The organism is Zobellella denitrificans, assembly GCF_002407485.1.
Taxonomy (GTDB): Bacteria; Pseudomonadota; Gammaproteobacteria; order Enterobacterales; family Aeromonadaceae; genus Oceanimonas; species Oceanimonas denitrificans.
In genome coordinates this window covers 3,939,921-3,959,759 of record NZ_CP012621.1, presented here as the reverse complement: position 1 = coordinate 3,959,759, position 19,839 = coordinate 3,939,921, and the positions used below count along the sequence as shown (strand labels likewise).

Below are 19,839 nucleotides of genomic sequence, written 5' to 3'. Positions count from 1 at the left end.
AACGGCACCCGCGGGTGCTGTTTTGCTTTAGTTGGCCAGCTCTATCTTGCGGTAGTCGATGCGGTTGGCCCTGGGCGAGCCCGCTATTGCCCGCACGGTGTCGCGCTTTCTGGCGGCAATGTAGGCGCCGCAGGCGAAGAACAGGCCGATGACCAGGGCGCCGACCCACTGGATCTGCAGGAAGTCGAGCCGGAACAGCAGGGTCAGGCCGCACAGGGCCGCCAGGTTGCCGGCGAAGTAGCGCGCCCGGCCCAGGCGGGATACGGTCAGCTCGAGGTTGTCGGTGTACAGCCGGATCAAGGAATCCAGCGAATTCACCACCATGGTGATGCCCACCACCACCATGGCCCAGTTGTAGAAGCCTTCGGTAGTCAGGCCGTTGGCATGGAAGTAGTAGAGCACGCTGAACCAGGTGGCGATGGCGATGGATGGAAACACCAGCATGGCCGCCAGCAACTGCCAGGTGCGCAGGCCGCCGACGAAGCGGGCGGTGAACTGGCCGATCATGATGCTCCAGGAGAACCACCAGAACAGGTAGAACTCGTGGTAGTCGTTGATGGGCAGCACGAAGCGGTGGATATTGCCGAAGTAGTCGCCCAGCAAGGCGAAAGTGCCGACGAATTCGCCCAGGCCGCCGTTGCCGATAAAGGCGCCGCCCCACATCAGGGCAATCAGGCCGATGAACAGCCAGCTGGTGCCGAGGCTCAGGATTTTCACATAGCGCAGGCTGGTGCTGGAATAGACAGAGGCGGCAATGACCAGGAAGACCACCAGGTAGAAGCCGGCCACTATGGTCTCGCCGTCGCCCAGGCCGGGGACATACCAGGGCAGGTTGCTCAGCAGCAGGAAGGCGGTAAAGGCGCAGGTGCCGATGATCACCAGGTTGTTGATGAACTTGACCGGGGGCAGCTCGAAAAAGCCGACCCTGGGTTCGATCACGCAGAAATAGAAGCAGGTGAGGAAGTAAAAGCCCCAGATCAGAAAGCCCCAGAAACCGAACTCGACGGCCAGCGGATTGGCAAAGCCGTATTCGGGGCTGGCGGCCAGATCCGCGTAGCCGGCGAACTCGGTGAGCGGGAACATGATCAGCCCCACGTCCAGCCCGGAGGTGAACAGGATGGCGATAAAGGTGAAGGTGCGCACCGGGGTGACGCCGATACAGCGGATATTGCCCCACTTGTACAGGATCAGCGCGATGGCGGCAAAGGTGAACAAGATTCCTGCGGACAACAGAGCGGTCATGCCTCACCCCCTCCGTTCACTTCCCTATCGATAAAAAACACGGGTACTTCTCCTTTGGTTGAACCACACAAGGAGCAGTCCACTTGCGTACCATTGCTGGCAGAGCCGGAGCATGGAGTATCCGGAGGCTGTACTGGCCATCCTCCTCGTTCGTGCTCCGAACAGCAATGCAAGACGCAAGTCAGGCCTTAAGTATCGCGAGGCCGGAGGCAGCGAGAGCCATACCCATTGCGATAGTTAAAGTCTGAAAGGACGCTCAAAACCAGGCTCAATCAGGCCTATGGCTACACCCGGTGGTGGGTATATTTTGGCTGATTGAACATTCAATAAAAATAAGACTAAAGGTTAGTGATGAAATGATCAAGTGTGGTCTGCGCTTTGTGATGCCGTGCGACTCCTGCCCGTATTATTATCTATTGCATTGATTTATTTGATTGTTTGCTGATGGATTTCTGTCGTTTCATGTCGATGTCCAGGGTGTTTTATCGGCATTTTTATTAACTTTACAAAGTATTTTCAGGATTTTGTGGACGGCACGCACCGGAATAACAAGGGGATTGGTAGTGTTCTAAGGATGGCATGGTGATGAGTGAGCGCTGTGCCGCGGGGCCGGCGTCGACTGGTGCCGCCCGGGTGGATACCGGCCGCGACCGCAATACGCCATTCGATGAAAGAAATGGGAGCCATTCCAGTACTATTATAGCGGCTCGGACTCGGCCACCACCAAGGGGGTGGATCTGAGTGGCCCCATGTCATCTCGTCCGGCGCCTATGTCAGGGCGGACAGGATCCGAACCCGAACCCGACAATAACCACACCAAGGAGCACTGCAATGTTGAAGAAAACGCTGATGATCGCCGCCGCCACCGGTTTGTTCGCCACCGCGGCCGCCCAGGCCAACCTGTTCAAGCCGGAAGACGCGGTGGAATACCGCCAGTCCATCTACCAGGTGATGCGAGCCCAGGTAGGGGTGATCGGCGCCATGACCAAGGGGGATATCGATTTCGATGCCGAGGCGCTGCACCAGCGTGCATTGAACATGGAGCATGTGGTCGGCCTGTTGGGCGAGACCTATTTTCCCGAAACCAGGGGCGTGGCCGGCAGCAATATCCTGCCCAAGGCCTGGGACGACATGGAGGGCTTCAGGGCCAAGGGCCAGAACCTGGGCACCGCCCTGCAGGAACTGATAGCGGCATCCGGCCAGCCCGGTTTCGACGCCGCCAAGGCCCGCCCCGTGGTGGCCAAGGTGATGCAGAGCTGCAAGAGCTGCCACGACGACTACCGCAAGTAAGTACAAAGGAGCCGGAAGGCTCCTTATTGGTCAGAGCCCGTTGAAGATCAGCCAGACCAGGCCGCAGGCGGCCGACGCCGCCAGCACGAAGCGCAGCCAGGGAAAGCCCTGCCGCCGGACGTCGACAAGGTCGGCCACCCGGTCGGCCGCCGCCTTGCGGCCGGTGACCATGGCCTGCACCAGCCCCTCGCCCCGCAGTTTGTACAGCCCGATGGCCAGCACATGCAGCCCCACCAGCAACAGCAGCCCCTCGTAGAACCAGGACTTGTGCCACTGGGTCATCCAGCCGGAGGTGGAGCGGGACACGCTGTCGTAGAGGGGGCCGGTGTAGAAGATGTCGTCGGTGGCAAACAGGCCGGTGACGGCCTGGAGCAGCAGGGTGCCCAGCAGCACCAGCACCATCAGGCCACCCAGGGGGTTGTGGCTGAGGTAGACCGGCTTGTCCGGGCCCAGGGAGGCACGCAGGTAGGCCAGGATGCGCGCGGGATGATAGACGAAGTGGCGGAAGCGGGCGTAGGGGGTGCCGATAAAGCCCCAGATGAGGCGATACAGCAAGAGTCCCAGCATCAGTTGGGCGAACAGCATGTGCCTGTCCAGATCCTCGCCGGCGGAGTGCCACAGCAGATACAGCAGTACCGGCAGGCTCCAGTGAAACAGCCGGATGGACCAGTCCCAGACCTTGACCGGGTGATGAAGGGGTGTGCTCATGGGCGGCTTCTCCTGTGATGTTCGGCGCGCTGCGAAGTCGGCCGTGTTATGGCAGTTTGTTGTTATAGGGGCGAATGTGGGCGTGTTCTGTTCCCTCGGCGGCGTTCGCCACCAGAACCATTAAGGTCCCAAAATAAAACATCCCGGTAAAGACCGGGATGTTGACGGGGATATTACAGCCGTTATTGCGATTGGCGCTGGCGCAGTTCGGCCAGGGCCTGTTCCAGCCCCTGGCGGTACTGGCTGCGGGTGAGGGCGTCTATCTCTTCCCACTTGTCCCGGGGGGCGAAATTTACCCGGGTTTCGGTCGCCACGTCCTGGCCCTGCAGGGCTATCCAGCGGGGATCGTAGTTGCGGCTCTGCTGGCTGTCCCACTCCAGCACCTGGTTGACGATGGCCTGCAGCCGATCCGGGTTGCTCAGGGCGTAGGGACCGATACGGACGCCGAAACGCTGGTTGAGGTGGCTGACGGCGCCGTGGGTGCTTTCATCGCCGGACTTGTTGGCATCGCTGCGGGCCCTGAGTTGGGCGGCGTAATACCAGAAGGTGGCCTGATCCTGGTAATCGTTGTCGAACATGATGGCGGAGATCAGGTAGAGCACGGGCGGGGCGTAGTCGTTGGGGCTTTGCAGCACCTCGTTGATGGTGTCGGTCTTGCCGCCGGTGATGGCGTCCATCGCCTGCTGGGAGCGGGCGATATCGATCTGGGTGAATTCACCCTGGGGCACGATTTCCTGCGGCTCGCCGCTTTCGGCGGTGGTGGGTGGCGCCTTGGCCTGCTCCTCGGAGGGCTGGCCGGCACAGGCGGCCAGCAGGCCACAAAGCAACAGGGGATACAATTTCATGGTTTTGCCTCATGCTGAACGGTATGCCCCAGCAAAGCGGGAAACCGGGCCCAGGTCAAGGGGCCAGCGGGAATTTCCGTGGTTCCCGGTGCCGCGCCGGACGGTTTGGCGTCAACCGACGGTCATGTTCTGACCCGAGTTACCCCGGCTGCGGCTGGTTCTGCCAGAACAGGCGGATATCCTGCCGGTAGGAGGCGGGAATGCTGCGGGAGCAGCTCAATATCACGCCGCCACCTCTTTTCACACCCCGGATGGTGCCTCGGAGGGTGCGGGCGTCCTGCACCAGTTGCTGGCAGTGGCTCAGCAATGCCTGGGGCGGGCGGCCGCGTTTTACATTAAGATGAATACCCTGGATGGTGATACAGAAGCTTTCCTGACGGCGCCGGAGCAGATACAGCAACCCGAACAACGCCGTCGAGGTGACGACCAAAATGCTAAACATTGTTTTCCTCCCTGAAAAACAGCTGTTAAAGCCAAGATGATGACAGTTTGAGCGACAAAGGCAAGTGGCCCCCATGACTCCTCCCGTAAAAATCCGCGTTGCCAGCTTCAATGTGGCCCTGGATCGGCGCCGGCCCGGGCAACTGGCCGCCGAAATCGCCGGGGCGGGCAGCCGACAGTTGCGCAATATCGCCCGCATACTGCGACGGGTCCGGCCGGATGTGGTGCTGCTGAACGAATTCGACCATGACGGTGAAGGACGGGATCATGGCCACCTGCGGCTGTTCTGCCGGCGCTACCTGGCGGCCGGGAGGCGGGGCATCGACTATCCCTATGCCTACCTGGCGCCCACCAACACCGGCCTGCTGGCGCCGGTGTCCCTGCGCGGCGAGGGCGAGCCCCGCCTGCCCGGTGATGGCCTGGGCTTCGGCGCCTTTCACGGCCAGTACGGTTTCGCCCTGTTGTCCCGCTATCCGCTGCGGACGGAACAGGCGCGCAGCTTCCGCCGCTTCCTGTGGCGGGACATGCCCGGCGCCCGGCTGCCGCAAACCGAAACCGGGCCCTATTATGCGCCGGCGGCGCTCGGGGTGCTGCCGCTGTCGTCCAAGAACCACCTGGACATGCCGGTCGAACTGCCCGGCGGCCGGCTCCTGCATCTGCTGGCCTGCCACCCGGCGCCGCCCATCGACGAAGGTCCCGAGCGGCGCAACAGCTGCCGCAACCATGACGAGCTGCGGTTGTGGCACGACTATATCCGTCCCGGGCGGGGGGACTATCTGGTGGACGACGCCGGGCGGCGCGGCGGCCTGGTCGACGGCGCCGACTTCGTGATCCTGGGGGATCTGAACGCCGATCCCCTGGACGGCGACGGCTTCCGGAGCGCCATCCAGGCCTTGCTGGCCGATCCCGCGCTCAACCGCAGCGTGGCCCTGGGCCGGCTGCGGCCCGGCTCCCGGGGCGGCTTCGCCCTGCAGGATCCGGGGGAGCGCCGGGGTTCGCCCCGCCACTGGACCCACAGCCAGGGGTTGCGGCTTGACTATGTGCTGCCCGGTTGTCGCCTGCGCGCCCTGGCCAGCGGGGTCTGCTGGCTGCCGCCGGGTCATGCCCAGGCGGATCTGTTCTGGAATGAGGCCGGTTGGCCGGAGCGAAGCGCCAGCTCGGATCACCGGCTGGTGTGGGTGGATCTGGCGGTGTGAGGGCCCTCACGCTTTGGCTCCGGGGGCGGCCAATAACGCGAGCGATATCAAACATTGGATAATCGATGCTGGGTTTTTGGCGCTTTTGGCGATTTAATGTCGCCCGAGACCCTAGATTGCTTTCGAAGTTCAGTTATCCGGGTTGGTGACCCGGATAATCAACTGGTATTCTTCATCACGGGCAGGCCTGATGGCTTGCCCTTTTTCTTGCCTGAAATCCTCCCGCCCGTATCACGACGGAAGACACTGATGAGCAGTGGGCCGAGGCGCTGCTGCCCCATCAGCCGGGGCGCGCCAGGCTGTTTTTGTCACGCGGCCGGGAAGGGGAGCGTATCCTTGCTGACAGGTTTCGTCGTAACGGCGATAATGCGCGCCGGTTGGCCGATGGCCAGGTGAATGGACGAGAGAAAACAAGATGAAAAAGATAGTGGCGGGCGCCATGGCGCTGTTGGTGGTGGGGTGTGCCAGTGAAAGTGATAACCAGGGGGGAGAGCAGTACCGTTATTCTCCCCCGGTTGCCAAGGCAACCAACAATACCCTGGAGATGGCGATCCCGGTGGATCTGGTATGGGCCCGTGCCGAAAAGTGGTTCCGCGAGCAGGGCCTGAACCTCGAGAGCAGCCAGCGCGGTGCCGGCCTGATGACCGCCAGCGCCGCGCAATCGGCCGATGGGCTGGCGTGGCTGGATTGCGGCACCATGGGCTCCAAAGTGGCGCTGGGCAACCCCAACCTGCAGATCAACATGATCATCACCCAGAGCGGCAACAACAGCGTGGCCACCGTCAGCGTCAAGGGCGACACCGCGCTGTTCTTCGTCGAGGCCTCGGGTGAGCGTATCCCGGCTCCCTCCATCACGCCGGTCTGCGTTTCCCGCGGCAGCCTGGAGCAGAGTCTGTTTGCCAGCCTGGGCAACTAGCCGGTGCGCTCTGCCGGCCGCAGGTCTTGCGGCCGGCACAAAAAACAAACCCCGTTGTCCGCGACGGGGTTTTGTTTTTTGGCCGACCAACAGGATGGCGGCCATCGGGGCGCCGGGCCGTACCGACGCCTGTTACTGCTGCCGCTGGCGCAGGAAGGTGGGAATATCCAGGCCCTGAGGGGCGGATTCCGCCTGGGCCGGCTGGGGCCGCTCCCGAGACGGGGAGGGGGTGATGGTCTCCCTGGGCGGCTGGATGCCGGTGGCGATCATGGTGACCTGGATGCTGTCGGTCAGGGAAGGATCCAGGCTGATGCCGGACACCACGGTGGCCTCTTCCCCCACGCACTCCGCCACCCGGTCGCCGATTTTCTGGAAGTCGTCCAGGCCGATGTCCATTGAGGCCACCACGTTCAGCAGCACGCCCCGGGCCCGTTCCAGCTCCACCTTTTCCAGCAGCGGGTTGTTCAGGGCCTGCAGGGTGGCTTCTTCCACCTTGTTCTCGCCCGTCCCCAGGCCGATACCCATCACCGCCTTGCCCTGCTGGCGCATGATGGTGCGCACATCGGCGAAATCGATGTTGATAAGGCCGGTCTGGCCGATGATGTCCGCCAGGCCCCTGACCGCATTCTGGATCACTTTACTGCTTTCGCTGAAGGCGGCCAGCAGCGGGGTGCGTGAGCCCAGTACCTTGAGCAGGTAGTCGTTGGGCAGCACCAGCAGGGCGTCGGTCTGTTCGGCCAGGGTTGCCAGGCCCTGATCCGCCGCCCGGGCGCGTTTCTTGCCCTCGAAGCCGAAGGGGCGGGTGACGATGGCCACCGTCATGATCCCCAGCTCGCGGGCCACCTGGGCCACCACCGGGGCGGCGCCGGTGCCGGTGCCGCCGCCCATGCCGGCGGTGATAAAGCACAAATCGGCCCCCTTCAGCTGGTGGCGGATCTCGGCCAGGCTCTCTTCGGCGGCGCGGCGGCCCACTTCGGCCTCGGCCCCGGCGCCCAGACCGCGGGTGAGGATCTTGCCCAGTTGCAGCACCTCGACGCGGCTCTGCTGCAGGGCCTTGGCATCGGTGTTCATGGCCACTATGTTCACATGGGGCGGCAGGGCCGCCTCGGCCAGCAGGTTGACGGTATTGCCGCCGCAGCCGCCGACACCGATGACGCTGATATGAATGGCGTCGCAATCCGGCTCGGCCGGTTCAAAAAAAAGGTCGCTCATCCGGTACTCCGTGGAAAAACAAAGGGGCTGAACCAGTCAGCCCCCGGGGATGATATATCGATGCGGAATCAGCGGTTTTTCAGCGAGTCCGGCGCCAGTACCTCGACTTTGCCCGCCATGTCGGTCAGCCAGCGGCGAAACTCGGGCGAATCTTTCACGTCGGTCTCGACCATCATGCTCTGCTTGTCGTAGCGGGTCAGCCTGGGATTGCTGCCGGGAATGCTGTCTTCCAGTATGGCCCGGCTTGGATTGGTGATCCGGCCTACGAAATGGATGGTCTCCGCCTCTTCCTGGTAGCCTTTTTCGCGGATCAGCTTGTTGACGCTGAACTCCCGCGGCTGGGTAACAGGACGGCTGGTCAGCTCCACTTCTTTAATGTGCTCGAAGGGAATGCCGTAGATCTTGGGATCCATGTCCGACACCGTGCACAGCAGCATGGGGCCTTCCTTGCGGCTGACGATGCCGAGGGGGTTGACCTGTTCGTAGCGCAGCCAGACGGTGCGGCCCTTGATCACCCGCTTGATCTCGGCACTGAACTTGCGGCCGCGCCACAGGGCGTCGCGGATGGTGGTGGCCCGCCGCATCTCGGGGCTGCCCGGGAACGGCTTGGGCAGCTGCACCACGTTTTCCATCCAGCGGTTGGCCAGTTCGCTCTGGCTGTCGCCGATTACCTGGGTGGCCTTGTCGATGATGGGGTTGAGCTCCGCCAGCACGCTGGCCGGCAGCAGGTCGGCGGCCTGGTCGTTCCAGGTTTTCAGCGCCATGGCCAGGCTGAGCGGCATAAAGTTGGCGAAATCGTTCAAACCATTGCGTTCGAAGCACCAGCCGTGGGGCTTGCTGCGATCATCGGAGGTGAGATCGAACAGGCCCATGCCGGACATCTCCTCCAGATCCCGCTGTACGGTCCGCAGGCTTACCTGGATGCCTTCTTCTTCCAGTTTTTCTTGCAGCTGGCGAGCGGTCAGCTTGTATGGACGATAAGGAACACAGCGCGCCAGGGTCAATTGTCTCAGCAGTTTCTTACTCATGGTTTTGCCCTCTTGCTTGGGATGATTCTATCCTAGGCACAGGGTGTGACAAGTTCTGTCGCAACTTTTCCGGGGGCGACTGTCGCCATTTTTCTACAACCCCTGCTTTTCGGTCTGATCCTGACGCTAGATTCCTGTTGCCTTTTTTTCGTCCATATGACTATAAGTAGTTGAAATAAAACCACCTTACTTGGAGAACCATGAAGATTCTACTGAGCCTGCTGCTGCTGTGCACCAGCCTGGCCTGGGCCCAGCCCGTGCCGCCCACCCCCTTTGAAAACGGGAAATTTCTGACCCTGCCCGACAGTCGCGACATCAGCCGCTACCTTGCCGAGCTGGATGCCCTGTCGCCCAGGGCCCGTCTGGTGTCGCTCGGCACCTCGGCCGGGGGCCGGCCGATAGAAGCGCTGCTGATGTCCGAATCGCCCGCCTTCCTGCGGGATCATGCCGCCGAGGCGGACAAGCCGACGGTGATGATCTTCGGCTCCCAGCACGGCAACGAACCCTCCAGTGCCGAAGCCATCCAGCAACTGGCGCGGGAGCTGATCGCCGGTGAGCATCCGGCGCTGTTGAGCCGGCTCAACCTGGTGCTGGTGGCCATGGCCAACCCGGACGGGCGGGATCTCTCTACCCGGCACAATGCCAACGACGACAACACCAATATCGACTATGTGGCGCTCAACGCCGGGGAGACCCGGCTGTTGGTGGACGCCCTGCAGAGCTTCGATCCGGACGTGGTGTACGACGCCCACGAGTCCGGCATCTGGAAGCGGGTGCTCACCAGGGAGCAGGGCTGGATGACCGATGTGGAGGCCCAGTTCGACATGGGCAACAACCCCAATATCGACGGACCCCTGCGCGACTACACCGAGCACCGGCTGCTGCCGGCCCTGATCGAGCGGGTATCCGACGCGGGCCTGGCGGCGGTGCGCTACCGGGGCGAGATCACCGACATCAACCAGTCGGTGGCCCGCGGCGGCCTGGGCATCACCAACCTGCGCAACTATGCGGCCATGCAGGGGCGCATCTCCATCCTGGTGGAAAACCGGCTGGACAATAAGGACGGCAGCTATCCCACGCCGCGCAACATCGCCGAGCGGGTGCGCAAGCAGCACCTGAGCATCCTGACCATGCTGGAGCTGGTGGCGGACGAGAGTGAACAGCTGGTGAGCCTGTCACGCCGGGCCCGCCAGCAGTGGCAGTCCGGCGCCGGGGACGGCCGTACCCTGTGGATGGGGGTGAGCTTCGATGTGAACCGGGACGAGCCCGAGGTGACCTTGCCCCTGGTGCGCTTCGCCGATGGCCACCAGCAGCAGCACCGTTTTCGCAATCACGATGCCATCGTCACCCGGGAGCCGATCCGGCTGGCCGACGCCTACGCGGTGACCCGGGAGCGGGAGCGCGTGGCAGGCTGGCTGGACCGGCACCATATTGCTTTTGAAACGGTGCGGGAGCCGCGGGAGCTGGTGGCGGAACGACTGGTGATCGAACAGTTGCTGCCCCAGCCCAAGGCCAGGCCGGGGGTGCGGGAGAAGGTGCAGGCCAGGGTGAGGGTGGCAGAACAAAGGGTCACCCTGCAACCGGGGGATCTGCTGGTGCCCATGGACCAGCCGCTGGCGCCCCTGGCCGCGCTGATGCTGGACCCGCGTTCCGCCAACGCCCTCTACCAGGAGAGCGAGTGGAACTGGCTGCAACCGGGCGAGTTCCCGGTATTTCCGGTGCGCTTGCCCTGAGCCGGTGATGGCCGGGGCCGGAATAGCGGCCTCGGCGTGCCTACAGCGCCAGCCAGGACAGCGGGGACTTGCTGACGGCGGCGCCGTAGATATAGGCGAAGATGGCGATGGCCGCCAGGGCGGCGGCCAGGCGCTGGCCCTGGGTCTTGCCGCGCTTGATGGCGATGGTGCCGACCAGGATGTAGAGCACCAGGCCGACTATCTTGGCGGTGAGCCAGGGGCTGTTGTCGAAGGGCACCTGCTTGATCTGCACCGCCAGCCAGATGCCCAGCAGCAGCAGCAGGGTGTCGTTGACATGGGGCAGTATCTTCAACGCCTTGTTGTTGATCCGGGCGGGGGAAGGCACCGCCAGCCAGGCGCGCAGCATGAACAGGGTGATGCTGATCAGGGCAAACATCATATGGGCGTGTTTGACGGCCAGGTAGGACATAATAACTCCAAAAAAGACAATAAGATGGCGAAATAGTAACAGCATACCGCTTTGCCGCCGCCCTGAATACTGAGGAAGATCAAGGCCACCGCCGCCCAGGCTGTTAACCTTGAGGCCAGAATCCGGTCTTATCACATTCAATTACCGAGGTAACTGCGATGAACAAATGGTTTTATGGTCTGGCGGGGGCCTTGTTGGCCGGCCCCGTGCTGGCGGCGCCGATGACGGTGTACAAGTCCGAGTCCTGCGGCTGCTGCCAGCACTGGATCGAACACATGGAGGAAGCCGGTTTCGAGATAGCGGTGGTCAACACCGACAACATGGCGCCGGTCAAGGCCAAGGCGGGGCTCAAGCCCGGCATGGCGTCCTGCCATACCGGTTTTATCGACGGCTATGTGATCGAGGGGCATGTGCCGGCGGCGGACGTGAGGCAGTTGCTGGAGCAGAAGCCGGCGGTGCGCGGCCTGACCATTCCCGGCATGCCCCAGAGCGCGCCGGGCATGGACATTCCCGGCACCCCCTACGAGGTGCTGAGCTTCGACGAGCAGGGCAACACCGCCCTGTTCAATCGTTATCCAGGATAGTTTCGTCCGGCTCGAAGGCGATAAACCGGTTGCCCTGGAACACCAGGGTGCCGGAGGCCCCCTCGGCGAGTTGTTCGTAGAGGTGCTCGCTGACCTTGAATTCCCGCTCATTCCCGCCCGCCAGGGGGCGGAAGCGCACATAATAGTCTACCCGGGGCGGCGGCAATTCGGTCTTCTCCTTGCTGGTACGCCCCATGAATTCCTTGGTGTACCTGTGGGTCACCGCGACCTTCAGGCTGTGCTGGGGCTGGCCGCTATTATAAAAGTGGGTATAGAGCTGACGGCCGATCACCAGGGTGGCGATGGCAATGATGCCCCAGAGAACGATTTTATCCATGACATTGCCCCCTTCTGGCTTCAGCTTAATGGTTGTGCGAGGCCGCGCAAGCTGATTTGATTAGAGTAACGATTGAATCTGTCAAAGGCGAGTGGGATGCGACTACTGCTGGGTTGCTGTTTGCTGCTGGTATCCGGCGCCCTGTCCGCCCAGTGGCTGCCCGAGGACCTGAGCGTCCAGGCCACCCTGGCCCGGGCCCAGGTGCCGGCCTGCCCGCGTGAACGGGCCGAGGGGCTGTCGCTGGCGCTGGAGCAGGGGCAACTGCAGGGCCGGCTGGCGCGGCTCAGCCTGGATCTGACCTGCTCCCGCAGCGATGGCGGTGGGGCCGCCGGCGAGAGCGATGCCCTTTCCCTGCTGCTCACCCTGCCGCCCATCGACTTCCATGTCGAGGAGCTCACCCTCTACCTGCCCCGGGGCGTGGCGACCGGCGCGGCCGAGCTGCGCCACCGGCAACGGCACCTGGACATCCTCTGGCAGACGGAATCCGGCACGGTCAGCCTGTCGCTGCTGCCGGAGCGGCAGGGCTGGCGCTGGCAGGGCGAAATCCCCGGAACCGTGCTGGCCCCCGAACTGGGCCAGCGCCTGACCCTGAGCGGCGGTTGGCAACCCGGGCAGGAACTGACGCTGAATGCCGGCGGGGCATTGCCGGTGCCGCTGAGCGGCGACTGGCGGCTGCAACTGGCCGCCATCGAGGGCGACGCGGGCTGGCAGCTGCAGCCCGGTTCCCGCTTGCAGATACCACAACTGAGATGGCAGGAGCTGGAACTCGGCCAGCTCGAACTGATGCCGGTGGGAGCCCAGTCCCTGGATGGCCCCTGGCAGGCCCGGCTGAGCTGGCGGCAGGGGCGTTGGGGAGGGCAGCGGCTGCCCGACGCCGCCCTCGTGCTGGGAACGTCGGCCGGAGAGGGGCGGAGGGGCAGCCTGGCGCTGGAGCTAAGCCCGACGCTGCGGCTGCGGGGACACTGGCACTATGGCCAGGGGCTGGCGCTGAGGGTACCGGAGCAGTCCCTGCCGCTCGCCGGGCTTTGGCAATGGCTGTCCGGCTGGCTGGCGCTGCCGGTGGGAGTGGAACCCTCGGCAGGCGACCTGGTCTTATCGCTAGAAGCCCCGGACTTGCTGGCGCCCTCCGCCCCTGTTCAGATCGGCCTGGCCCTGCGGGAAGGACGGCTCGGTTACCGGGACATGCTGGCCGAGCAGGTGGCGGCCCGGCTCAACCTGCAGTGGCGCCAGGGCGGCCTGCATACGGTAGGCACCAATGGCCTGACGGTGGCGGCACTGGATGTGGGCGTCCCCATCACCGACCTCAGTGGCGCCGTGCAGTTGCGGCGGGGCGAACCCTGGCTGTCCGGGCTGACCGCCCGGGCCCTCGGCGGCCAGTTGGCGCTCTCGCCCATGGCCTTGACCGCCACTCCCAGTGGAGAGGTGCATTTCAGTGACATTTCGTTGGAGCAGATCCTCGGCTACACCGCCGTCAGCGGCCTTACCGGCAGTGGCAAGCTGCACGGCAGGCTGCCCTTTTCCTTCGAGCGGGGGTTCAGCGTGACCGGCGGCCGGGCCCATAGCGACGGCGGCTGGATTTCCTACCAGGCCGGCGAGGAGCTGCTGGCCTCGGGGGCGAGCAACCTGACCCTGGGATTGACCCTGGGGCTGCTCAGCGATCTGCGCTACGATCGGCTGGAAGCGGAGATTTCCATGTCGCCCGGTGGCGAGGCGGTGATCGAGAGCCGGCTGCAGGGGCAGGCGCCGGTGATGGGCCGGATGCACCCGGTGAACTTCAATTATCACCATGAGGAAAACCTGTTACAGTTGCTGGCAAGCCTGCGCTTTGCCCGGGATCTCGGCGAGCGGCTGCCGGCGCGGCTACAGGGGGAGAGTGAATAGATGATAAAACCTGCGGCAGTGATCAGCCTGTTGTTGCTGAGTGCCTGTACACCCCGGGTGGAGGTGATGGTGCCGGACAAGCCCATCACGGTAAACCTGAATGTAAAGGTGGATCATGAAATCCGGATCCGGGTCGACCGGGAGCTGGAAGCATTGTTCGAACAAGAGAAAGAGTTGTTCTAAGGGGGTTGGGATGCGGTGGTTGGCTTTGATACTGGCGGCAACCCTGAGCTGGTCGGTGTGGGCCCTGGACCTGCAGCAGGCCAAGCAGCAGGGGTTGATCGGCGAGCGGCAGAACGGCCTGGTGGGGGCGGTACAGAGCACCCCCCAGGTCAATGCCATAGTGAATGATATCAATCGCAAGCGGCTGGAGAACTACCAGGATATCGCCCGGCGCACCGGCACCAGCCTGACCGTGGTGCAGAGCCGGGCCGGACAGCTGAACATAGAACGAACCCCGAGCGGTCAGTATGTGCAGCTGGCCGACGGCAGTTGGCTGCGTAAGTAGTTACTTCCCTCCCGGGAGCCGGGTAATCCGGCTCCATTCGGACTTTTGTACCGTTTTCCTTCGCAATTCTCACCAAATACCTTGGTTAACTTCCTCTTCCGCAGTTAATATTTGTTTGTTTTTTGCACGAAAGAAGGGAGGACCGACAGGTGCGCAATAGGGTTAGGCTTTGCTTGATGTTAGCATGGGTGGCTTGTGCCAAACCCTATGCCAAAGGTACTGATTTGGAAATAAAACCGCCGGTCGCCAAGAAGATCCCTCACCTCCTGTTCAACCACGACGACATCCGGGTGGACAACTACCACTGGTTGCGGGACGACGAGCGGGACGATCCCGAGGTCATCTCCTACCTGGAGCAGGAAAACCGCTACAGCGAGCAGGTGCTTACCCCGCTGAACGAACTGCAGGAAAACCTGTTCCAGGAAATGGTGGCCCGCATCCGCCAGGACGACAACAGCGTGCCCTACCTGAAAGAGGGCTACTGGTACCAGACCCGCTACCGGCAGGGCCAGGAGTATGCCATCGTCGAACGCTACCCCGACGGCCAGCCCGAACGGGTGGAAGTGCTGCTGGACGGCAACGAACGGGCCGGCGAGCATGCCTACTACGGCATGGGCCAGCTGGCGGTGAGCCCGGATCAGCGCACCCTGGCTTTCGCCGAGGACTTCGTGTCCCGCCGCCAGTACCAGATCCGTTTCAAGTCGCTGGAAACCGGTGAACTCCATGAGGAAGTGCTGGAACATACCTCCGGCAACCTGGTGTGGGCCAATGACGGCAAGACCCTGTTCTATGTGAAACAGGATGAAAATACCCTGCTGCCCTACCAGGTGTACCGCCATACCCTGGGCACTGCTCAGAGCGAAGACGTGCTGGTATACGAAGAGAAAGACAGCAGCTTCTATACCAGCATCTACAAGAGCCGTTCCGAGGATTACATCCTGATCGGCGCCTGGAACACCGATTCCAGCGAACTCAGCATGGTGCCGGCGAATGCGCCGGAGACCCCGGCCCGGGTATTCCTGCCCCGGCAGCACGGCCACGAATACGATCTCGAGCATTACCAGGGCCAGTTCTACATCCGTTCCAACAAGGACGGCGCCAACTTCGGCCTTTACCTGGCCAGGGAGGCGTCGGCCGGCGACCAGTGGCAGCCGCTGATCCCGGCCCGGGCCGAGGTACTGCTAGAGGGCTTTGCCCTGTTCCGCGACTGGCTGGTGCTGGAAGAGCGCCGCGAGGGCCTGGTGCACCTGCGCCAGATCCACCGTCGGGATGGGCGCGAGCGCGAGATCCGTTTCGACGACCCCGCCTACGTAACCTGGCTGGGGGCCAACGCCGAGTCTGATACCCCCTGGTTGCGCTACGGCTACTCCTCCATGACCCGGCCGGTGACCACCTATGAAGTCAACATGGATACCCTGGAACGGCGTGAGCTGAAACAGCAGTACGTGGGTGAGCAGTTCAACGCCGACGACTACCGCAGCGAGCGGCTGTGGGTGAAGGCGCGGGACGGCGCCCTGGTACCGGTGTCTCTGGTATACCGGGCCGACAAGTTCAAGCGCGACGGCAGCAATCCGCTGCTGGTGTATGCCTACGGCTCCTACGGTGCCAGCATGGATCCGGATTTCAGCAGCTCCCGCCTGAGCCTGCTCGACCGGGGCTTCGTCTACGCCATCGCCCATGTGCGTGGCGGCGAAGAGCTGGGCCGTGACTGGTACGAACAGGGCCGCCTGCTCAGCAAGCAGAATACCTTCCACGACTTTATCGACGTGACCCGCGATCTGGTGATGCAGGGCTATGGCGACAAGAGCCGGGTGTTTGCCTCCGGCGGCAGCGCCGGCGGCCTGCTGGTGGGCGCCGTGGTCAACATGGAACCGGATCTGTTCAAGGGAGTGGTGGCCGCGGTGCCCTTCGTGGACGTGGTGACCACCATGCTGGACGAATCCATCCCGCTGACCACCGGCGAATATGGCGAGTGGGGCAATCCGGCGGAGGCCGACTATTACCACTACATGAAGTCCTACAGCCCCTACGATCAGGTCAAGCCCCAGGCCTACCCCCATATGCTGGTGACCACCGGCCTGCACGATTCCCAGGTGCAGTATTGGGAGCCGGCCAAGTGGGTGGCCAAGCTCAGGGAAATGAAGCTGGACGACAACTTGCTGCTGCTGCACTGTGACATGGACAGCGGCCACGGCGGCAAGTCCGGACGCTTCGAGTCCTACCGGGAGCTGGCCCGGGAGTACGCCTTCCTGCTGGCCCTGGCGGACGAAGAGCAGGGCCCCCGCCTGGCGGCCGGCTTGGGCGGCACCGGCGAGGTGACCCACTAAACACCAGGGCCGCGTTGCGGCCCTGGTGTTGTGTGCTGTCAGTTGCCCGGCTTGGGTGTGTAGATGGGGGCGGGAAAGGGCGTGACCTTGTCGCCCAGCTCGGTGAGCCTAGCCTTGCCGCGCTTCTCCACCGCGTCGATGCGCAAGATCTGGTGCAGGGGGATATAGGTACGGTTCACCTCGGCGAACTCGCTCTTCAGCTTGTCTTCCGCCGGGTCCACCAGCAGCGAGGTGCGGGTGTCCCACACGAAGTCCGCCAGCTCCACAAAGCCGAACAGGCTGCCCTGGGTCACTTCCCGCACATAGATTTCATAGTGTTTGCCCGCGTTGACAAATTGCACGCGGTATAACAGCTCAGCAGACTTCATCTGACCAATCCACTCCGTACAGGGTAGTCCACGGGCGGCCTCAGCCGCCCACCGACTGGATGATCACCACCAGCACCAGCACCGGGCACACCAGCCGCACGTACCAGGGCCAGATCTTCCAGAACAGCCCCTGCTCCAGTCCGGGGTTACCGGCTTTCAGCTCGGCCAGCACCTGGCTGCGCTGCCACACCCAGCCCGCATAGAGGGTAATGCCCAGACTGACCAGAGGCTGGGCGTACTGGGTGGTGAGGGTGATCACCAGTCCAAACAGGCTGCCAAAATTAAACACTATCACCGCACTAATCAAGGTACAGAGGCCGGTCATCAGCCAGGTGGCCTTTATCCGGGACAGGCCGGTGGACTCCATGGCCAGGGACACCGGTGCCTCCAGCATGGAGATGGCGGAGGTCAGCGCCGCCACTATCATCAGCACGAAGAAGGCGAAGGCCACCAGGTACCTGGCCTGGCCCATGGTTTCGAACAGCGCCGGCAGCACCGAGAACACCAGGGTGTCCGAGCTGAGCAGGCTGCCGTCCTCGGCGAAGATGGCCACGCCGTTGTGCTGGGCCACGTACATGGCGGGCAGGATCAGCAAGCCGGCGAGAAAGGCGACGCCGGTGTCCAGCAGGGTGACCTGGGCGGCCAGGGCCGGGATGCTGGCCTGCCGGCTCAGGTAGGAGCCGTACAGCATCATCACCGCCGCCCCCAGCGACAGGGAGAAAAAGCTCTGGCCCAGGGCGCCGATCAGCACCTCGCCGTGGAATACCCGGGAAAAGTCCGGCACCAGGTAGGCCTGGAGGCCGGTGCCGGCGCCCGGTTGCAGCAGCATGTAGCCGGTCAGCAGCACCAGCATCACCAGCAGCAGCGGCATCAGCCGGCGGGACCAGCGCTCTATGCCCTTTTCCAGGCCGCGGCTGACCACGCAGAGGCTGAGCAAGGCGAACAGCAGGGTGAATACCAGGTTGCGGGAATCGGAAAAGCCGGTCAGCCAGTCCGCCGAGGCGTCGGCGCCGGCCATCCTGGCCAGGGGCTCCAGGGCATAGGCGACGAACCAGCCGGAGACGATGGCGTAGAAGGTGAAGATCAGGCTCACGGTCACCACCGCCGCCAGCCCCACCAGACCGGCGATGGCCTTGCCCGCCGGGTTGGCGGTAAGCCCTTGCAGGGCGCGGAAGGGGCTGGCCTGGCCATGGCGGCCTATGGTGATCTCCGCCACCAGCATGGGATAGCCGAGCAGGAAGATGAACAGCAGGTAGACCAGCAGGAAGGCGCCGCCGCCGTTGCTGGCCGCCTGGGTGGGGAAGCCCCAGATATTGCCCACGCCGATGGCCGAGCCGGCGGCGGCCATGACGAATCCCAGCTTGCTGCTGAACTGTGCCCTTGTTTCCACGTCTTGCTGCTCCTGCGGACTGTAAAGCTAACGCTACAGTCGATGTTGGTTAAAAATGGCGAAGACTATGGTGTTTTGCAGCGTTTTTGTCAAAGAGAAGCTGACTGGGTAGGGAATGACGGTGGTGGTGCTGGAATTTGTAGCAAAAAATAAGGCGGGAAGATCCCGCCTCATGCGTTAGGCAAACTGGGTGGTCAGCTTTAGCCAGTTGCGCTTCTGGGTAGTGAAGGCGGCCTTCAGCTCGTCGCAGCTCAGTTTGAGCCGCAATTCCTCGTACTTGCAGCGAGCGGCCTTTTTCTTCAGCTCGAGCAAGGATTTGCGCACCTGGTAGTAATCCTTGAGCTGGGCCAGCAGGCGCTCGTACTCGCTGTGCAGCAGGGCCAGCCACTGCTCGGTATCGGCATTCTGTTGCCGGCGCAGTATTTTCTGGCGGGTCACTTCCAGCCGGCGCTCCAGCCGGGCCTGCTCGATCCTTTCCTGGGGACAGGTACGCAGTTTCCTGGCCAGGCCGACCCAGCTCAGGGTGCGGATCAGCCACTTGGTGGGATCGTAGTGCCACCAGCGGATGCCGTTGCGGTAGTCGTATTCGAACAGGTGATGGAAGTTGTGATAACCCTCGCCGAAGGTCAGTACCGCCAGCAGGTCGTTGTCCCGCGCCGTGTTCTTGCTGGTGTAGGGCTGGCGACCCCAGTAATGGGCCAGGGAGTTGATGAAGAAGGTGACGTGGTGGCCGAGGAAGAGGCGCAGCACGCCGGCCATCAGCAGCATGCCCCAGAGATCCCCGTGCCAGAGGCCGAGCAGCACCGGCAGGCCGATGTTCATGGCCAGGGTCAGCGCCAGGTAATGCCGGTGCTGGAACTGCAGCACGGCGTTGCGCTTGAGATCGGGGATATTGCTGTCGTCTTCCGGGTGGTAGTCGCGCAGCATCCAGCCCATATGGGAAAACCACAGGCCGCGTTTGGCGGAGTAAGGGTCCTTGTCCAGATCGTCCACATGGCGATGGTGGCGGCGGTGGTCGGCGCACCAGCGAAAGGCGGAATTCTGCAGCGACAGGGCGCCGCCCAGGGCGAACAGCCATTGCAGCAGCGGGTGGGCGTCGTAGGCCTTGTGGGCCCACAGCCGGTGGTAGCCGGCGGTGATCGACAGGCAGCTGTAACTGAATAGAGCCAGCATAGCCAGCCATTGCCAGCCGTCGTAGCCCTGGGTCAGGCCGTACCAGGGGACCAGCACCAGGGCCGCCAGTCCGGTACTGGCGAAGAGGATGGCATTGGTCCAGAGCAGGGGAGGTTTGCGCATCTTGGTATCCATTGAGCGAACATCTGTACACCATTTTCATGGGGAAGGCGGGCCAGCGTCAATCATAAATTGACCAATCGGGGCTGACCGGGTTCACACAAAAAGGT

20 protein-coding genes are annotated in these 19,839 nt (G+C 63.2%); 9 read left to right on the top strand and 11 right to left on the bottom strand.

The window, feature by feature from the left end; genetic code table 11:
• Positions 1-27: 27 nt before the first annotated feature.
• Entirely contained in the window at positions 28-1,242 is a 1,215-nt protein-coding gene (locus AN401_RS18695; RefSeq protein WP_094038711.1) for a choline transporter, read from the bottom strand.
• An 831-nt stretch (positions 1,243-2,073) separates the two neighbouring features.
• Here AN401_RS18695 and AN401_RS18690 point away from each other — a divergent pair.
• Positions 2,074-2,532 carry a c-type cytochrome gene (locus tag AN401_RS18690; protein ID WP_094038712.1) on the top strand — a complete coding sequence of 153 codons (459 nt, stop codon included), beginning with the start codon at positions 2,074-2,076 and terminating at the stop codon, positions 2,530-2,532.
• A 30-nt stretch (positions 2,533-2,562) separates the two neighbouring features.
• On the opposite strand, the gene AN401_RS18685 is transcribed toward AN401_RS18690, so the two are convergent.
• The 3 genes from AN401_RS18685 to AN401_RS18675 all read right to left on the bottom strand — a co-directional run bounded on the left by AN401_RS18685 (position 2,563) and on the right by AN401_RS18675 (position 4,527).
• Positions 2,563-3,240 carry a cytochrome b/b6 domain-containing protein gene (locus AN401_RS18685; RefSeq protein WP_096780168.1) on the bottom strand — a complete coding sequence of 226 codons (678 nt, stop codon included), beginning with the start codon at positions 3,238-3,240 and terminating at the stop codon, positions 2,563-2,565.
• A 182-nt stretch (positions 3,241-3,422) separates the two neighbouring features.
• Positions 3,423-4,085, bottom strand: a complete 663-nt coding sequence (locus AN401_RS18680) for a hypothetical protein (protein ID WP_096780167.1) — start codon at positions 4,083-4,085, stop codon at positions 3,423-3,425.
• A 139-nt stretch (positions 4,086-4,224) separates the two neighbouring features.
• Positions 4,225-4,527, bottom strand: coding sequence for a DUF3634 family protein (locus AN401_RS18675; RefSeq protein WP_096780166.1), 303 nt, complete (start codon positions 4,525-4,527; stop codon positions 4,225-4,227).
• Positions 4,528-4,600: 73 nt separating this feature from the next.
• Here AN401_RS18675 and AN401_RS18670 point away from each other — a divergent pair, with 73 nt between their 5' ends.
• Positions 4,601-5,722: an endonuclease/exonuclease/phosphatase family protein gene (locus AN401_RS18670; protein WP_096780165.1), complete on the top strand. Its 1,122-nt coding sequence runs from the start codon at positions 4,601-4,603 to the stop codon at positions 5,720-5,722.
• Positions 5,723-6,137: 415 nt separating this feature from the next.
• Positions 6,138-6,638, top strand: coding sequence for a hypothetical protein (locus tag AN401_RS18665; protein ID WP_094038717.1), 501 nt, complete (start codon positions 6,138-6,140; stop codon positions 6,636-6,638).
• Between the two features lie 132 nt (positions 6,639-6,770).
• Here AN401_RS18665 and ftsZ read toward each other — a convergent pair whose 3' ends face one another.
• Positions 6,771-7,850, bottom strand: a complete 1,080-nt coding sequence (gene ftsZ, locus AN401_RS18660) for a cell division protein FtsZ (protein WP_096780164.1) — start codon at positions 7,848-7,850, stop codon at positions 6,771-6,773.
• A gap of 68 nt (positions 7,851-7,918) precedes the next feature.
• Positions 7,919-8,878 (bottom strand): helix-turn-helix transcriptional regulator, encoded by a 960-nt coding sequence (locus AN401_RS18655; RefSeq protein WP_094038719.1) that lies wholly within the window; start codon positions 8,876-8,878, stop codon positions 7,919-7,921.
• 200 nt (positions 8,879-9,078) lie between these two features.
• Here AN401_RS18655 and AN401_RS18650 point away from each other — a divergent pair, with 200 nt between their 5' ends.
• Positions 9,079-10,611, top strand: a complete 1,533-nt coding sequence (locus AN401_RS18650) for a M14 family zinc carboxypeptidase (protein ID WP_094038720.1) — start codon at positions 9,079-9,081, stop codon at positions 10,609-10,611.
• Between the two features lie 40 nt (positions 10,612-10,651).
• Here the strand turns inward: AN401_RS18650 and AN401_RS18645 are convergent, their stop codons facing one another.
• Positions 10,652-11,041 (bottom strand): SirB2 family protein, encoded by a 390-nt coding sequence (locus AN401_RS18645; protein WP_096780163.1) that lies wholly within the window; start codon positions 11,039-11,041, stop codon positions 10,652-10,654.
• Positions 11,042-11,199: 158 nt separating this feature from the next.
• Between AN401_RS18645 and AN401_RS18640 the strand changes: the two genes are divergently transcribed.
• Entirely contained in the window at positions 11,200-11,625 is a 426-nt protein-coding gene (locus AN401_RS18640) for a DUF411 domain-containing protein (protein ID WP_094038722.1), read from the top strand.
• Here the strand turns inward: AN401_RS18640 and AN401_RS18635 are convergent.
• Positions 11,606-11,962 (bottom strand): DUF2500 domain-containing protein, encoded by a 357-nt coding sequence (locus AN401_RS18635; RefSeq protein WP_096780162.1) that lies wholly within the window; start codon positions 11,960-11,962, stop codon positions 11,606-11,608. The two genes, AN401_RS18640 and AN401_RS18635, sit on opposite strands and share 20 nt — an antisense overlap.
• A gap of 96 nt (positions 11,963-12,058) precedes the next feature.
• Here AN401_RS18635 and AN401_RS18630 point away from each other — a divergent pair, with 96 nt between their 5' ends.
• The 4 genes from AN401_RS18630 (at position 12,059) to AN401_RS18615 (ending at position 16,678) form a co-directional block, all read left to right on the top strand.
• The gene (locus tag AN401_RS18630; protein ID WP_232513350.1) at positions 12,059-13,843 is read left to right on the top strand and encodes an intermembrane phospholipid transport protein YdbH family protein; all 1,785 of its coding nucleotides are present in this window, start codon (positions 12,059-12,061) and stop codon (positions 13,841-13,843) included.
• Positions 13,844-14,026 (top strand): YnbE family lipoprotein, encoded by a 183-nt coding sequence (locus AN401_RS18625; RefSeq protein WP_094038724.1) that lies wholly within the window; start codon positions 13,844-13,846, stop codon positions 14,024-14,026.
• A gap of 10 nt (positions 14,027-14,036) precedes the next feature.
• Positions 14,037-14,351, top strand: a complete 315-nt coding sequence (locus tag AN401_RS18620; RefSeq protein ID WP_232513349.1) for a YdbL family protein — start codon at positions 14,037-14,039, stop codon at positions 14,349-14,351.
• Between the two features lie 176 nt (positions 14,352-14,527).
• On the top strand, positions 14,528-16,678 hold the full coding sequence (locus AN401_RS18615) for a S9 family peptidase (protein ID WP_198401772.1): 2,151 nt from the start codon (positions 14,528-14,530) through the stop codon (positions 16,676-16,678).
• Positions 16,679-16,716: 38 nt separating this feature from the next.
• On the opposite strand, the gene AN401_RS18610 is transcribed toward AN401_RS18615, so the two are convergent.
• The 3 genes from AN401_RS18610 to AN401_RS18600 all read right to left on the bottom strand — a co-directional run bounded on the left by AN401_RS18610 (position 16,717) and on the right by AN401_RS18600 (position 19,732).
• Entirely contained in the window at positions 16,717-17,046 is a 330-nt protein-coding gene (locus AN401_RS18610; protein WP_094038727.1) for a DUF1820 family protein, read from the bottom strand.
• A gap of 40 nt (positions 17,047-17,086) precedes the next feature.
• Positions 17,087-18,436: a sodium-dependent transporter gene (locus tag AN401_RS18605; protein ID WP_094038728.1), complete on the bottom strand. Its 1,350-nt coding sequence runs from the start codon at positions 18,434-18,436 to the stop codon at positions 17,087-17,089.
• A gap of 177 nt (positions 18,437-18,613) precedes the next feature.
• Positions 18,614-19,732 carry an acyl-CoA desaturase gene (locus AN401_RS18600; RefSeq protein ID WP_096780409.1) on the bottom strand — a complete coding sequence of 373 codons (1,119 nt, stop codon included), beginning with the start codon at positions 19,730-19,732 and terminating at the stop codon, positions 18,614-18,616.
• Between the last annotated feature and the right edge of the window lie 107 nt (positions 19,733-19,839).

Bases quoted from the DNA above. Each gene is read 5' to 3' on its own strand.
- AN401_RS18695 (WP_094038711.1), bottom strand. From the start codon at position 1,242: ATGACCGCTCTGTTGTCCGCAGGAATCTTGTTCACCTTTGCCGCCATC.
- AN401_RS18600 (WP_096780409.1), bottom strand. From the start codon at position 19,732: ATGCGCAAACCTCCCCTGCTCTGGACCAATGCCATCCTCTTCGCCAGT.
- AN401_RS18685 (WP_096780168.1), bottom strand. From the start codon at position 3,240: ATGAGCACACCCCTTCATCACCCGGTCAAGGTCTGGGACTGGTCCATC.
- AN401_RS18625 (WP_094038724.1), top strand. From the start codon at position 13,844: ATGATAAAACCTGCGGCAGTGATCAGCCTGTTGTTGCTGAGTGCCTGT.
- AN401_RS18640 (WP_094038722.1), top strand. From the start codon at position 11,200: ATGAACAAATGGTTTTATGGTCTGGCGGGGGCCTTGTTGGCCGGCCCC.
- AN401_RS18680 (WP_096780167.1), bottom strand. From the start codon at position 4,085: ATGAAATTGTATCCCCTGTTGCTTTGTGGCCTGCTGGCCGCCTGTGCC.
- AN401_RS18650 (WP_094038720.1), top strand. From the start codon at position 9,079: ATGAAGATTCTACTGAGCCTGCTGCTGCTGTGCACCAGCCTGGCCTGG.
- ftsZ (WP_096780164.1), bottom strand. From the start codon at position 7,850: ATGAGCGACCTTTTTTTTGAACCGGCCGAGCCGGATTGCGACGCCATT.
- AN401_RS18620 (WP_232513349.1), top strand. From the start codon at position 14,037: ATGCGGTGGTTGGCTTTGATACTGGCGGCAACCCTGAGCTGGTCGGTG.
- AN401_RS18610 (WP_094038727.1), bottom strand. From the start codon at position 17,046: ATGAAGTCTGCTGAGCTGTTATACCGCGTGCAATTTGTCAACGCGGGC.
- AN401_RS18630 (WP_232513350.1), top strand. From the start codon at position 12,059: ATGCGACTACTGCTGGGTTGCTGTTTGCTGCTGGTATCCGGCGCCCTG.
- AN401_RS18690 (WP_094038712.1), top strand. From the start codon at position 2,074: ATGTTGAAGAAAACGCTGATGATCGCCGCCGCCACCGGTTTGTTCGCC.
- AN401_RS18670 (WP_096780165.1), top strand. From the start codon at position 4,601: ATGACTCCTCCCGTAAAAATCCGCGTTGCCAGCTTCAATGTGGCCCTG.
- AN401_RS18655 (WP_094038719.1), bottom strand. From the start codon at position 8,878: ATGAGTAAGAAACTGCTGAGACAATTGACCCTGGCGCGCTGTGTTCCT.
- AN401_RS18615 (WP_198401772.1), top strand. From the start codon at position 14,528: ATGTTAGCATGGGTGGCTTGTGCCAAACCCTATGCCAAAGGTACTGAT.
- AN401_RS18645 (WP_096780163.1), bottom strand. From the start codon at position 11,041: ATGTCCTACCTGGCCGTCAAACACGCCCATATGATGTTTGCCCTGATC.
- AN401_RS18635 (WP_096780162.1), bottom strand. From the start codon at position 11,962: ATGGATAAAATCGTTCTCTGGGGCATCATTGCCATCGCCACCCTGGTG.
- AN401_RS18665 (WP_094038717.1), top strand. From the start codon at position 6,138: ATGAAAAAGATAGTGGCGGGCGCCATGGCGCTGTTGGTGGTGGGGTGT.
- AN401_RS18675 (WP_096780166.1), bottom strand. From the start codon at position 4,527: ATGTTTAGCATTTTGGTCGTCACCTCGACGGCGTTGTTCGGGTTGCTG.